Annotated in this window: 11 protein-coding genes; 6 read left to right on the top strand and 5 right to left on the bottom strand. The window is 64.4% G+C overall.

Translation table 11 applies throughout. The features are described from left to right. Window positions 1-49 precede the first annotated feature (49 nt). Window positions 50-1,822, top strand: a complete 1,773-nt coding sequence (locus tag V474_RS11305) for a two-component system response regulator (protein WP_059151611.1) — start codon at window positions 50-52, stop codon at window positions 1,820-1,822. Between the two features lie 576 nt (window positions 1,823-2,398). On the opposite strand, the gene V474_RS25575 is transcribed toward V474_RS11305, so the two are convergent. Continuing rightward, window positions 2,399-2,683 (bottom strand): hypothetical protein, encoded by a 285-nt coding sequence (locus tag V474_RS25575; RefSeq protein ID WP_148649368.1) that lies wholly within the window; start codon window positions 2,681-2,683, stop codon window positions 2,399-2,401. Beyond that, the gene (locus tag V474_RS26810) at window positions 2,680-2,814 is read right to left on the bottom strand and encodes a hypothetical protein (protein ID WP_269085137.1); all 135 of its coding nucleotides are present in this window, start codon (window positions 2,812-2,814) and stop codon (window positions 2,680-2,682) included. Before V474_RS26810 ends, V474_RS25575 begins: the two co-directional genes overlap by 4 nt. A 1,017-nt stretch (window positions 2,815-3,831) precedes the next feature. On the opposite strand from V474_RS26810, the gene V474_RS11295 reads away from it, so the two are divergent. Continuing rightward, window positions 3,832-4,125 carry a hypothetical protein gene (locus V474_RS11295; RefSeq protein WP_236711200.1) on the top strand — a complete coding sequence of 98 codons (294 nt, stop codon included), beginning with the start codon at window positions 3,832-3,834 and terminating at the stop codon, window positions 4,123-4,125. Between the two features lie 59 nt (window positions 4,126-4,184). Here V474_RS11295 and V474_RS11290 read toward each other — a convergent pair whose 3' ends face one another. After that, window positions 4,185-6,761 carry an HWE histidine kinase domain-containing protein gene (locus V474_RS11290; RefSeq protein WP_059151608.1) on the bottom strand — a complete coding sequence of 859 codons (2,577 nt, stop codon included), beginning with the start codon at window positions 6,759-6,761 and terminating at the stop codon, window positions 4,185-4,187. Further along, a complete protein-coding gene (locus V474_RS11285) occupies window positions 6,754-7,251 on the bottom strand; it encodes a heme oxygenase-like domain-containing protein (protein ID WP_236711197.1) in 498 nt (165 codons plus the stop codon). The genes V474_RS11290 and V474_RS11285 overlap by 8 nt, the downstream gene beginning before the upstream one ends. 339 nt (window positions 7,252-7,590) lie before the next feature. Here V474_RS11285 and V474_RS11280 point away from each other — a divergent pair, with 339 nt between their 5' ends. The 4 genes from V474_RS11280 (at window position 7,591) to V474_RS11265 (ending at window position 13,183) form a co-directional block, all read left to right on the top strand. Beyond that, on the top strand, window positions 7,591-8,343 hold the full coding sequence (locus tag V474_RS11280) for a Crp/Fnr family transcriptional regulator (protein WP_059151606.1): 753 nt from the start codon (window positions 7,591-7,593) through the stop codon (window positions 8,341-8,343). Between the two features lie 200 nt (window positions 8,344-8,543). Beyond that, complete coding sequence (locus V474_RS11275) at window positions 8,544-11,030, top strand: PhoX family protein (RefSeq protein ID WP_059151605.1); 2,487 nt, start codon at window positions 8,544-8,546, stop codon at window positions 11,028-11,030. 236 nt (window positions 11,031-11,266) lie between these two features. After that, entirely contained in the window at window positions 11,267-12,685 is a 1,419-nt protein-coding gene (locus tag V474_RS11270) for an aromatic ring-hydroxylating oxygenase subunit alpha (protein WP_407938328.1), read from the top strand. A 90-nt stretch (window positions 12,686-12,775) separates the two neighbouring features. Further along, window positions 12,776-13,183, top strand: a complete 408-nt coding sequence (locus V474_RS11265) for a hypothetical protein (RefSeq protein ID WP_043971123.1) — start codon at window positions 12,776-12,778, stop codon at window positions 13,181-13,183. Between the two features lie 69 nt (window positions 13,184-13,252). Here V474_RS11265 and V474_RS11260 read toward each other — a convergent pair whose 3' ends face one another. Continuing rightward, a complete protein-coding gene (locus tag V474_RS11260; protein WP_201786029.1) occupies window positions 13,253-13,996 on the bottom strand; it encodes a hypothetical protein in 744 nt (247 codons plus the stop codon). Window positions 13,997-14,389 lie beyond the last annotated feature (393 nt).

The following is a 14,389-nucleotide window of genomic DNA, read 5'->3' as shown; positions in this document are numbered from 1 at the left end:
ACCCGCGTTTCTCGAGGCCTGGCTCCTCACTTCGCAAGGACCTCTGCCCATGGATAACCTGCACAACGGTACCCAGAACATCCACGCCCTGATCGTGGACGACGACGACGTGGACCGGGAACGGCTGATGCGGATGCTGCGGCGCGGCCCGCGTGAGATCACCGTGGAGCAGGCTGCCTCGCAGGCCGAGGCGCTGGGGCTGATCCGCCAGCCGGAGGCGCATTTCGACATCGTCTTCCTCGACTTCGGGCTGACCGATGGAGACGGGCGCGATCTGCTTCCCGCGATCCGCAGCGAGATCGACCCGGATTGCCCGATCATCGCCGTCACCGGCAATGCGGACGAGCAGATCGCGGCGGACTCCATCAAGTCGGGCATGACCGAATACCTCACGAAGCGCTCGCTTTCGCCTGAACGGGTGGCGGCGTCGGTCGAGGAGGGGATGGCCTGGCGCCAGTACCGGCTGGACCTGCGCCGGCAGGAAGAGGAACTGACCCATCGCAGCCTGCACGATCCGCTGACCGACCTGCCCAACCGCACGCTGTTCTCCGACCGGCTCGGCCAGGCCTGCGCGCGGGCGCGGCGCAGCGGCGATCCCTTCGCGGTGGTGATGATCGACCTCGACCGCTTCAAGGAGATCAACGACAGCTTCGGCCATGCCGCCGGCGACGCGGTGCTGATCGCCATCGGCCGCCGCCTGCGCGAGCACCTGCGCGAGGTGGACACCATCGCCCGCCTTGGCGGGGACGAGTTCGCGGTGCTGCTACAGAATGTCGACGGCGAGGAATCGGCGCTGGCCGTCGCCGCCAAACTCACCGAGCTGATCGCGCAGCCCATCGTCCATGGCGAGAGGATGCTGCATGTCGGCGCTTCGCTGGGCATCGCGCTGTGCCCGCTGCTGGGTTTCGCGCCCGAGGAGCTTCTCGGCGCGGCCGACGAGGCGATGTACGAGGCCAAGCGCGGCGGGGGCGCCGACAAGACCGTCCTCGCGCGCGGCGAGGATCGCGGCGCGCCGCGCGCGGCCGGTCAGGGCGGTATGCTGCGCGACATCGAGCAGGCGATCGCCGGGCGCGCGATCGACTGGCACTGGCAGCCCAAGGTCGATATGCGCAACGGCCTGATCCTGGGCTTCGAGGCGCTGGTGCGCTGGACCCATCCCCAGATCGGCCCGGTCGCGGCCGACGTGTTGATCGAGACGGTCGAGCAGTCGCACCTGCTGGAATCCTTCACGTATCTCAGCCTCGACGTGGTGTTGGAACAGTTCGCCAAGGTGCAGCACCTGCTGGGCGACGCGGCGATCTGCATCAACGTCTCGGCCCGGATGCTGGAGCGGCCCGGTTTCGTAAGCCGCGTCGTGCAGACCACCGCACGGCACCGGGTGGACCCGGCAAGGGTGATGCTGGAACTGACCGAGACGGCGCTGATCGCCAATCCGGCGCAGGCAAGGCGGGTGATAGAGCAGCTTCACGATCACCGGATCTCGCTGGCGATCGACGATTTCGGCGCCGGGTTCACCTCGTTCGGCTATCTGCGCGAATTCGCGGTGAGCGAGATCAAGATCGACCGTTCTTTCATCTCGCGCTTCACCGAAAGCCGGTTCGACCAGTCGCTGGTCCACTCGCTCGTCGTGCTGTGCGAAAGCCTGGGCATTCCGCTGGTGGCGGAGGGTGTGGAGGACCCCGAGACACAGGCGATGCTGGTGGCGATGGGCTGCCACGCCGGGCAGGGCTACGGCATCTGCCGCCCGATGCCGTACGAAAACGTGCGCGGCTGGGTCGAGATGTGGAACGCCGATCGCGGCGAGGAGCGGATGCGGGCCTGAGGAACTGGATGACCGCTTTCAGGCGCGCCGTCGCTGTGTTTTATGACTGATCAGGGGTGGGAGCGGACGATCTGGACGGCATCGGCAATGACCGAGTTTGGTGGAAAGCCGCCGTCAAACGTCGAAGCTGGTCACCTTTGTTCTTGGAATGCAAAACTGCACCGTGTGCAAACCCTATGCGGCTTGGCGAGGATTGATCTCCAAGGGTGCTGCTCGTTCCAATAGATGCTCTGGCGGCAGCGAGGGCATGCGGTAGCGAATGCCAATATCCCGTTTCCAACAAGCCACGCTGCCATTAGCCAAAAGCTTGCGCCTCCAGCCATGAGCGCGATTGCGACCGGTGCGAGCGCAATAGCTACGGGTCGGGCGAGAACTGCCAGTCTCAACTTTGTTGTAGGGTTCAACGCCATCACCCGAAACTAACCGAACCGCGAACGTCCGCAAGTGGGCGGGAGCCGTCAGGCCGCTTTCGCCCCGGTAGCTGCCGGTCGGCTTTCAGGAACTTCGCGCTCAACGACGGCACGGCAACGACGAAAAATGGTGGGAAGCCGCCAATCGCCGCACTCGTTTGGGCATTCAATCGGGGGTGTGGCAGTTTTGACAATCTCGATCAAAAGGCCAGTAGGGCATAAAAAAGGCGAAATATTGCCTCCCGCATTCGCCGCATCCCCAGAATACGGTCAGGGCTACGAGAAGCGCATGCCCTACCATGATGAAAAGCGCTCCCATAATGATCAGCAATCCGACGAGCGCGGCATAAGGCGCAGCCCAAATCAGGATAACAGGCACCAATCCTAAAACGATGGCTGGTGCAACTGCTCCAAACAATGTCAGCAAGAAACGTGCACGTTCGTGCGTCATGTTTGAAATGCCATGGGCAAAGTCTGCACCTTGTTTGCGTTCAGTATCCTTGTAGCCAAAAAGAATACGGCAGCAATGCGGGCGTGGCCGGAAGGGCGCAGATTGGCGATTTCCGGGTGGGTAGCTGCCATTGCATTCCAAGGGCAATGGGCTCGGTTCTCTTGGATCTTACCTTCCAGCGTCGAGCCAGGGGGCAACCCACTTGAGCCAAATCGCAATGAATAATGACAAGGCAAGAGAGATCATCGCCACTCGCAGAAGCTCTTGCATTCCTGCAGGCGACGCATCGAGATGTAATTCTAAAGAGGCAGCTTTGAAAATGCCAAAATCGAATACACCTAACCAAGATATAACATACGCTATTGTGCAAATCGCGAATATCACCAAGCCAAGAGACATCCCCAGCCTCATACATTTATGATAGAAATGGCTATTAACGCCTAACATGAATGCCTGATCCTACCATACCACGTCGAAATAAGCGTCAAGGAAGTGGTAAATACCGGAAGGCGGTCCGCCCTGCAATGTCGCCTTTGGGGCGACTCCGGTCTATCGATCGGCTTTCGATGCGAGTGGGCGGAGATGGTGATTAGGTGACAGTTCGGTTTCGGTTGTCCCATGTCCATAAGCGGACCATCAGAAAACAGAGTGATAAAACGAGAGCGATACACGTCCCGCTGATGGCCCAGCTTGAGCTGTACGGGACCCTGTGCCCTATCCAAAGAAACAGATGGGCGGATATTACAACCGCTAAAACTGGAAGTGTAAGTCCCGAGAACCACGACATCAGCCGAATCTTCTCCAGAGCGTAGATCACACCCAAGGGAATGACCGCTGCGAAACTCACCGGGTTGCTCAAATCGTCAGCGAAAAAACTGACAATCCAATTCGACAAACTCCAGATGAGCAGAAGCACCACCAATTGGAGCCTGTTGCTATATTGTCGAGCAAGCGTTCCTTCAAACATGTGCCGCATGATGGCAACTTGTGGGCGAGCGTGCAACTCAGGTCTATGTCCGCTTTGGGGCGTGTCCGGCAAGGCTCCTTTTCGGCGTTGAACCCGGAACATCTCGGTTGCCAGGTGACGGTCGCGGGCTTTGCTGGGGTCGCTGTATGCCTGTGGCGGCGCTTGCGGCAGAATTGCCTTGATGCTTGCGGCTAACGGCGGCACAGCCGCCCGCCCGGTTATCTGGAAGGCTAGAATGCAGAAAGTATTGAAGTTTTTGATTGTCGTCGTCGTCGCGGCGACGGTGATGTTCGGCGGCCGCTGGTATATGTACGTGGCGCAGGCCGAGAGCCCTTACGATGAAGTCGGCATCGCGCTGAACGGCTATGCGCCGGCGCCCCTGCGGGCCTGGGGCTGCCACAAGATGCAGGCCCGTTTCCCGGGTCAATTGCCGCCGTATGGCTGCGCCGGCGCTGATGGCCGCAGCTGGATGTAGTCTCGTGCGGGCTGCCGCTTCGTCGCGGCAGCCCGGTCAGCCCTGAATCTCAGGGCGTCTCAGCCGCGCGCTTTCATCACCCGGCCGATCGCCGCGCGCACGTCGCGTTCGCCGTAGGGCTTGGTCACTACCGGAACGCGCTTGAATTCGCCGTTCTGGAGCGAGCGCTCGCCATAGCCGCTGGCGAAGATGAACGGGATGCCCCGCTCCTGCAGCGCGCTGGCGATGGGGGCGCTGGTGTCCTTGCCCAGGTTCACGTCGAGCATGGCGAAGCTGACTTCGGCCGCGTCCAGCACATCCATCGCGGTGTCCACCGAACCGGCGATGCGGCAGTCCGAAAAACCGAAGCCGCGCAGGATGTCTTCCGCCTCCATGGCGATGATGACGTTATCCTCCACGATCAGCGCAACGCCGCCCGCCAGTTCCGCGGTGAAGTCGGCCGGCTGGGGGGGCTCTGAAACGGTGGTGCGGCGGGGCGCACCGGGCGTCTCGAAGCTGGAGATATGGTCCACAGGTACGACGAACAGGGCGTGCAGCCCCTCCTCGGGGTAGATCACGGACGCGGATCCGCCCAGTTCGTGCGGGATGGTGCGCTCGATGATGGTCGAACCGAAGCCGCGCCGGGTCGGCGTTTTTACCGGGGGCCCGCCTTCCTCGCGCCAGTCGATCTCCAGCGAGCCGTCGTCACCGCGGCTCAGCACGATCTGGATGACCCCGCGCGAATCCGACAGGGCGCCGTATTTGCACGAATTGGTCACCAGCTCGTGGATGACGAGGGCCAGGGTAGTGAAGGCACCCGGTGCGATCAGAGCGTCCGGCCCCTCAATGACCACGCGGTCCAGGCTGTGGCTGGCATAAGCCTCGGTCTCGGTGCGGATCAGGTCGTAGAGCGAGGAGGGCGACCAGTCGACGCGGGTCACCTGGTCATGGGCGCGGGCGAGGGCGTGGATGCGGCTGCCGACGATCTCGGCGAACTCGTCGATCGTCCTGGCGCCTTCCTTGCTCTGGGCCACGAGGCCCCTGATCAGGTTGAGAATATTGCGCACGCGGTGGTTCAGCTCGGCGATCAGCATGTCCTGCTGGAGGCTGGCCTGTTCGCGCTCGTTATGGGCGGCCTCGGACAGACGCAGCACCACTTCGAGCAGGGTGATGCGCAGCGATTCGGCTGTCGATACTTCCTCGTCGGTCCACGCGCGGGCATAGCCGCGGCGTTCCTCCTTCCAGATCTCGAAGCTCTTGCGCGGGGTGAGGCGCGACCCGTTGGGGCCCAGTTCGACGGCCTTCTCGGGATTGCCGGCCCATTTCATTTCGCGCACGTGTTCGGCGCGGAACAGCACGATGTAATCGCGCGGCGATCGGCTGACGGGCAGGGCGAGCAGGCCGGCGGCCTTGTCGATCCACTCGGCGGCAGGGTCGTAGACCGCGCCTATGTTGTCAGTCGACCATACGGTGCTGGCGCCGGCGGTGTTGAGGAAGCGGGCAAGCGCGGAGAACTGTTCCTCGCTCGGCGTGCTGCCATGGGCGAGGAAGCGCCCGTCGACCCACCCGACGACGCCGTCGAAGGGGATGACCTGGCCGATGGAGTCGGTGAACTCGTCGAAGGCTTCCAGCAGCGATCCGCCGCTGGCGACGCGGGCCATTATCTCGTCGTGAAGGCGCATCGATTCCGCGCGTTTCTCGAGCGAGAAATCGGTTTCCTTCTGCTCCAGCAGATAGGCGAAGAATTCGCCGAACAGCTCGGCGGCGGTGCGTACCGAGTAGGACAGGATGAGCGGCGAATAGTGGTGGCAGGCCATCAGCCCCCACAGCTTGCCCCGGCGCATGATCGAGACCGACATCGAGGCCCTGACCCCCATGTTGCGCAGATACTCGATATGGATCGGCGAGACCGCCCGCAGGCCCGACATGGTCAGGTCCAGCGGGTCGCCGTTGGGGCCGGTGGCGGGGTAGATCGGCACCGTCGGATCGTCGATGTCCGAAATGATGCGCAGCATGTTGCGGGTGTAGAGCCGGCGCGCCTGGGCGGGAATGTCGGAAGCAGGGAAGTGCTGGCCCTTGAAGCTGTCGACCATGCCGTTGAGGCTTTCGGCGATGACTTCGCCCGCGCCGTCGCCCTCGAAACGGTAGATCATCACCCGGTCGAACCCGGTCAGCCCGCGTAGGTGACGCGCGGCGCTGGTGCATAGCTGCTCGATCGTCGGCGCGCTGCGCAGACGCTCTATCATCGGACGGACGTAGGAGACGAAATCGCGCCGCTTGCCGCCTTCGTGGGGCTCGATTTCCAGCACGAAGGATCGGCCGGAGGGATGGACGGCAAGGTCGAACACCTGGCCGTCGCCCAGCAGGTTGATCTCGAACATGCGCTCGACGGCGTTGGTGCTGCCCAGGATCTGCAGGCGGGTGCGGATGTCGTGCAGGGCGCTGACGCCAAGGAACTCGGTGGCGGAAAGGCCGATGAGATCGCGCGGGGCCTTGCCGAACAGCGCCTCGCAGTTGAGCGAGACGTGGTTGATGATCCAGTCGCTGGAGAACGACAGGAGCCAGCCGAAGCTCTGGATCCGGCCGATGATGTGGATCGGCTCAAGATCGCATGTCGACAAGTCGACCGGGCGGGCGGCGTCTTCGTAATCAGCCATCGGTGCGCTGCCCGGCAGAGACGTCGACGCTGGCGGCGAAGGCACCTGTGAAAACAGCGAATGCGGCGAGCGCGGCGGCGCGCGCGGCCTCAGCCTGCGCGGGAGTGAAGGTTCCGCCCCGCAGCGTCGGGACCAGCGCCTTCCAGGCCTCGTGGCCGCGTCCATCGGTCATGTAGGCGGAGCGGAAACCCTCGGCCTCGCCCCAGTAGCCCCGCTGGCGGATCATGGTCAGCCCGAGGCGTGAGCCGCAGACCACATAAGCCACGCCCGCGGCCGCGTCGTCGCCCGTGATTTCGGCCGGCACGTCCACTACCGGCAAAGCCGCGACATCGATGCCCAGCGCGGCAAGGTCGGCGCGCAGCATCGCCGGATAGTCCGGGCATTCCAGTCCCAGTCGTTCTTCGACGAACCCGCGGAACGCCGGGAACAGCGGCGCCAGGCCAATCGCGTGGGCCGCCAGGAAACGGGCCAGATCGGAGCGGCCGGACAAAGTCAGGGAACCAAACGAAGCGTCCAGACGCTCATGGGAAGGGCCCGTCGCATCTCGAAGGAGGCTCAGCATATCGGGCAATACGGTTGGTCCGGGGTCGGCGTGCATGGTAATCCGCTAAATGGCCTTCCGGCCGATATCAAGCGAACCGTTTGGCCCGCTCCGTTCCCGGAACACACATCGCGATCGAATGTTCCTGAGTAACATAGTAGCACCGCCCTGCCGCCTCGTCTGTTCACTTATGATCGCTCGGCCAGGGAAGTGAGGGAACCGGTTGGGATAACAGGGGTTATCCTTGCCATTGGCCCGTCATCGGGTCCGCGCGTCGAGGACGAACCCATGAGCTCAATCCCGCAGACAAGCCCGGTTTCGGCTGCGGCCATTGCCGGCAGCGACCTGCTTTCGGCCTTGCGGCAGGATGATCTGGCCCTGCTGGAGCCGCGCCTGAGCGAATGCCGGCTCAAGTCCGCCGAGATTATCTACAACCCCGGCGACAACGTCGAATATTGCTACTTCCCCACCGACGGCGCGATGAGCTCGTACTTCGTCGAGATGGAGGACGGCATGGCCGTCGAGACCATCCTGATCGGCCGCGAAGGCGCGTTGGGGGGCATCGTCAGCGCCGGATCGCTGCCTGCCTATGCCCGCGCCAACGTCCTGCACGAAGGCCTCTTCCTGCGCATCAGCATGCACGACCTCGAGGAGGCGAAAGACCGCTCTGCTGCGATCGCGCACCTGTTCTCGCGCTATGCCGACTGCGTCATGGCGCAGGTGTTCCAGTCGATCGCCTGCAACGCGGTCCACACCATCGAACAGCGCGCTGCCAAATGGCTCACCGCCGCGGTCGACCGGATCGGCCGCAACGACGTGACGATGACGCAGGAACAACTCGCCTCGATGATGGGTATCGGCCGCAGCTACGCCAGCCGCGTGCTGCAACGCTTCAAGCGCGACGGCGTGGTGCGTACCCGGCGCGGCGGTATCGAGGTGCTCGACCGTCCCGGCCTCAAGGAGCGCGCCTGCTCCTGCAACGATCAGGTGGAGGCACACTTTCGCCGTGTCCTGGGCAGTATCTACCCCAGCGAAAGGTAGGCCGCGCGAAACGGAGTTCATTGCTCCATTGTAAATACGAATATAGTATCGCGCTCAAATCCGTCGATGCGACAGGCCGTTCTGCACGGCTGTCTGATTATTGTCAGAATTAAGCCATCGAAATGCCATCGAACTTGCGCGTTGTTGTCATGAAACGCCCTTAGCTCTCGCCCCCGCGACCAAAACCAAACGGGGCAACCATGACCGAGAGCACTTCCACAGTCGGCTATTCCGACGGTGACATCGACACCAACGATTCCATCCAGCCCACGCTCGAAAGCATGGCCGCTTCGCGCTATTCGCGCCGGCAGGCCCTGTTTCGCGGCGCCGGAGCCACCACCATGGCATTCATGGGCACCAGCCTGCTTGCCGCATGCGGCGACGATGACGGTAACAGCGACCTGGGCGCGGTAACGGTTTCGGCGGGCGCGAATGCCGCCACCAGCGCCGGCCGCGTCGTCACGCTGACCGGTTCCGCTTCGGGCACGCTGAGCGACAGCGTCGCGCCGCGCTGGACCCAGACCAGCGGCACGCAAGTCGAACTTTCGGGCACCAGCGGCACCGTCACCTTCATCGCCCCGGCCGTAGCCGCCGCGACCGACCTGGTATTCACCTATACCGCCACTTCGGCCTTCGGTGAAACCAGCACCGCCACCACCACCGTGCGCGTTTCGCCCGCTGTGCTGGGCTTCACCGCCGTTCCCCACAGCCTGGCCGACGTCGCCGTGGTGCCGCAAGGCTACTCCGTCACGGTCATGACCCGTCTTGGCGATCCGCTGACCGCCGCGACGCCGGCCTATGCCAACGACGGCACCGACACCGATTTCGCCAACCGCATCGGCGACCACCACGACGCGCTGCACTTCTTCGGCCTGTCGGCCACCGGCACGCCCGACGTGAACAGCTCGACGCGCGGTCTCATGGTCCAGAACCACGAGAACATCACCGAGCAGTACCTGCACGTGAATGGCCCGACCACCGTCGGCGGCGCCCGCCCGATGGCCGAAGCCCTCAAGGAGATCGAGTGCCACGGCGTTTCGGTCGTCGAATATGTCGACGCCGGCAACCGCAAGTGGACGTACAAGCAGGACAGCACGTTCAACCGCCGCATTACCCCCAACACGCCGATGTCGTTCCACGGCCCGGCTGCTGGTTCGTCCTACCTCGTCACCGCCTACTCGAACGACGGCAAGGCGGGCCGGGGCACGATCAACAACTGCGCCAACGGCGTGACAGGCTGGAACACCAACCTCACCTGCGAGGAAAACTACGCCGGCTATTTCCGCCGCGATGCTTCCGACAACGCCCTGCGCACCCCGCGCGAACTGGCCTCGCTGCAGCGCAACGGCATTACCAGCACCACGGGCAACAACCGCTGGTCGACCGCTTCGACCACCGACGACCGCTTCACCCGCTGGAACGCGACGATCAGCAGCGCCACCGCGCCTGCCACCGCCGATTTCCGCTACGAGCCGAACCAGTTCGGCTGGGTGGTCGAAATCGATCCCTTCAACCCGAAGTCGACCCCGCGCAAGCGCACCGCGCTGGGCCGCTTCGGCCACGAAGGCGCTTTCGTGCGTATCGCCACCGGCCAGAAGCTGGGCGTCTACATGGGTGACGATTCGCGCGGCGAGTATCTCTACAAGTTCGTTTCCACCGCCACCTGGGCCGAAGCGGACGCCAATGCCAGCGACCGCCTTGCCATGGGTGACAAGTACCTCGACGCCGGTATTCTCTACGTCGCCAAGTTCAACGCGAACGGCACCGGCACCTGGATGCCGCTGGTCTACAGCCCGACCTTCCCGGTCCGCCCCGCCAGCGGGACGTATCCGGCCTATACCTTCGAAAGCCAGGCCGACATCTGCGTCAACACCCGCTTCGCCGCCGACGCACTGGGCGCGACGCCGATGGACCGCCCGGAATGGACCGTGGGTAACCCGGTGACCGGCGAAATCTACCTCACGCTCACCAACTCGAACAACAGCTTCCGCCCGGTGAACGGCACCGATGCCGCCAACCCGCGCTCGTACAACGATCCCCGCGGGGCGTCGAACACGGCGCAGACCGGCAATCCCAACGGTCACATCGTGCGCCTGCGCGAAGACGGCGACACCACCAGCGCGCTGACCTTCAAGTGGGACATCTACCTTTTCGGCGCGGACTCGACCGATGCCGATCCGGTGAACGTGAACATCTCGGGTCTCACCACCGCGAACGATTTCTCCAGCCCGGACGGCGCGTACTTCTCGCGTTCGACCAACCCGGCCGGTCAGATCAACCCGGTGATGTGGATCGAGACCGACGACGGCGCCCTGACCGATCGTACCAACTGCATGCTGCTGGCCGCGATCCCGGGCCGTGTCGGTGACGGCGGCGCGGTGACGATCACCAACACCAACGGCGGCACCGGCACGCAGGCGACTATCGTGGGCGCCAAGGCGACCGCCGCCAACCTGCGCCGCTTCCTGGTCGGTCCGGTTCAGTGCGAAATCACCGGCATCGACATGACCCCGGACGGGCGCACCCTGTTCGTGGGCATCCAGCACCCTGGCGAGAGCGGCGCGACAGCCACTCCCTCCAGCCACTGGCCCTACACCCAGGATGGCAGCACCCCGGCCGCCAATGTGCGTCCGCGCTCCGCTCTGATCGCCATCACCAAGAACGATGGCGGGATCATCGCTCTCTAAGACAGAGCACGATCCGACCGGTTTCTCCCGTGGAGGAGAATGCAGGGGGAGGGGGCGCCGGCGGGCGTCCTCTCCCTTTGCATATGAAGCCGCCATCGCGGGGGCGCTGCGCATCTCAGGCTCTGGAAACCATGCGGGCCTTCGGTTAATAGACAGCGGTGTTGAATAACGATGCGGCCCGGCCATCATGCTCCCGTTCAGAAGGAGCGCGGCCGGGTTCGCAAAGGGAGATGCCCGTGACCAAGCCAGAAGCCTTCGAACCGTCCCGCCTGACCGCCGCCGACATGGACGCGGAAGTGCTGGCCACCTACCCGGTGGAGGCCTTCCTTTCGAAGGACTACCTCGCGGCGGAGAAGCAGCAGCTCTGGCCGAAGATCTGGCAGATGGTCGAGCGGGAGAGCGATTTGCCCAACCCCGGCGACTGGATGACCTACGACGTCGCCGACGAATCGATCATCGTCCTGCGCAAGGAGGACGGCACCCTGAAGGCCTTCCACAACGTCTGCCCGCACCGGGGGCGCCAGCTCGTTTCGGTGCCGGACATGCTGCCGGGCAAGGTCCACGATGTGCGGGGCAGCAACCGGCGCAGCTTCATCTGCGGCTTCCACGGCTGGACCTTCGACCTCGACGGGCAGAACAGCTACATCCTCGACCCGCAGGACTGGCAGAACAAGCTGACGGCGGAAATGACCTGCCTGTCGCCGGTGCAGGTCGATACCTGGGGCGGCTACATCTACGTCACCATGGACCCGGACGCCGTGCCGCTGAAGGAGTGGATGGGCCGCGCAGGCGAGATCCTCGGCCATTTCGAGCTGGAGAAGATGCACTACAAATGGCGCCAGTGGGCCATCTACGACTGCAACTGGAAGACCGCGATCGAGGCGTTCCTCGAACCCTACCACGTCGCCGGCACGCACACCCAGCTGCTCGCCTATGGCAATTACTATGCGCTGTCGAAGCAGTACGGGCTGCACTCCGTCTCCAGCTACGACACCCGCGACGCCAGGTTCGCGATGAGCGAGAGCGCCGGCACCACCCGCGCCGGCAAGGGCGACGACGCGCGCCTCTCCACTTATGAACTCATCAAGGAAAACTACGAGACGGTGAACTACTCCGCCTCGACCGAGACGCTGGTGAACGCCGCCAGCCGTCTCGTCGACGAGCTGCCGGAGGGCACCCCCGCGCAGGAGGTCATCGCCCACTGGATGGCCTCGGCCCGCAAGGACGACGCCGCGCGCGGGGTCGCCTGGCCCGATGTCCCGCCCGCCATCATGGCCGAGGCGGGCCTCGCCTGGGGCCTGTTTCCCAACCAGAACATCCTCCACGGCGTGACCTTCGCCCTGTGCTACCGCGTGCGCCCTTACGGCGACGATCCCAACAAGTGCGTGTTCGAAAGCTACGCCCTCGAACGCTTCCCGGAGGGCGAGGTGCCCGAAACGCAGTGGACTTACGCAGACCCCGTGGGAGAGCTGTGGGGCTCGGTGCTGGCGCAGGATTTCTCCAACATGCAGTTCGTGCAGAAGGGCATGAAGTCCAGCGGCTTTCGCGGTCCTTTGCCCAACCCGCATCAGGAGCAGAAGGTCATCAACCTGCACCGCAACCTCGCCAATTTCATGGGCGGGAGAGGGGCGCCCACCCGGCTGGACATCGGCTGACGGACCCGGAACCCGCGGCCCCGACCGCGCGTTTACCACGAGTACGCACGCGCCCCTTCGCAGGCGCCCGGTCCTCGAAAGGTTGCAGCCATGAACATCAAGGTCGCCGCATTGGCGCTCGCCGCATCGTCCCTCTCGCTGGGCGCCTGTGCCACGGACGGGTACGGCGGCTATGGCGGGGTGCAGATGGGCTACGGCAGCCCCTATGCCTACGATGGCTGGTACGATGGCCACTACGGCTCGATCTACGACGGCTACTGGGGCGGCGACGATTACTTCTACTACCGCAGCAACGAGCGCGACCGCCGCTACCGCCGGGCCGATCGCAACCACTTCATGCGCCAGGCCCCGCAGGGTCAGCATAATTACCGCCAGCAGCACGGCGAGTTCCGCCCGCAGCAGGGCATGCACATGCCCCAATGGCGCGGAGACGGAGCCGGGCGCGGCGGACGCGGCGGCGGCGACCATCGCGGCCCGGATCGCCGCGGCCGCCGCTGACCGCGTTCACGCGGAGCAAAAGCGCGTTTACGCGCGGCAGCACCGCGTTCACGCGCAGCAATAGCGCGTTCACGCGCCGCAGTAGCTTTCCGCCTCTTCCTCCGCCGCCAGCGCGAAGTCCTGCGCCAGCACGGCTTCGTGGGCGAGGCGCCGTTCGCGCATCTTTTCGATCTTGGCGTTGATGCTGTCGAGCACCGCCTCGGACGAAGGCTGGCGCGCCCGGTAGTCCGCCAGCACTTTCTCGTAGAGGGCATCGCCGGGCTGCGGATTTGTCCGGGGATCGACCGTGGCAAACCGCCCCGCGCGCCGGGTGCGCAGCAGGAACATCATCAGCGCGGTGTCGTGGCGGATATAGCTGGTGACGACCTGCCCCATGCTCACCACCGGGCGCACCTCGCCCTGGATCGCGCGTTCCAGCGCGCAGTCCTCCAGCCGCATCATGCCCCGGTCGATGGCCGCGTCCCACGCGGCGCTGAACCCTTCCGCGCCCTTGCGGTGGCGCAGTTTGTAGAGCGCCTCCAGGCTCGCCCCGATGGAGCGCGCCGCCTGCGTGACGATCCCGCTGGCGGCGAGCGCGGCGATGAAGGCGCGCTGCCGGTCCGGCGTGATCGAATTGCGGCGCGGCGCCGCGTGGAGATAGGGCTCGAAGCCGAGCAGCGGATCGTCCTCCTCGGGCGGTTCCTCGAAAAAGGCGCTGCGCGACGTCCGCCGCGACGGCTTCACCGACCGCGAGGCAGCGAGCACCCGCTCATCCCCGGCATCGGCGGCAAGTTCGGGCAGGGACGGCGAAAGGTATCGTGTCGATCGCGACATGAGGCAGGTCACTCCATGGTGGTGGAAGGGACGTTCCCGATGGCGGACCTATGTATGGGAGAGCGGGGTGTGTAGGAAAATGGTTTTTGTGCGATGTGGATGTGGGCGAAATGGCCGGTAGGCGAATGTCGGGTTCAGAGAGCAGAAAGTGGGATAGCTGCCGCTCACACCCCGGCAGCAGCCGACCAAATATCGCCGTTCCCTTGCGACGGCGCCAACGTCCGGATTTGGCAGGAGTCGCCGACCGTGCATCATGAAGCTGCCGTTTGCAGCCGCCCCAATCTCCTCCATCCTGCAGATGGTAACAGCCTCCTGAAACCGTTCGCTTCAGGCATCCGCAGCAGTCCCGTTTCTCCATCTCCAACTGGCAGTTTTCGGGAAAACACATTTGGG

This window comes from Novosphingobium barchaimii LL02, assembly GCF_001046635.1.
Classification (GTDB): Bacteria; Pseudomonadota; Alphaproteobacteria; order Sphingomonadales; family Sphingomonadaceae; genus Novosphingobium; species Novosphingobium barchaimii.
This window is presented reverse-complemented; position numbering and strand designations above follow the sequence as displayed.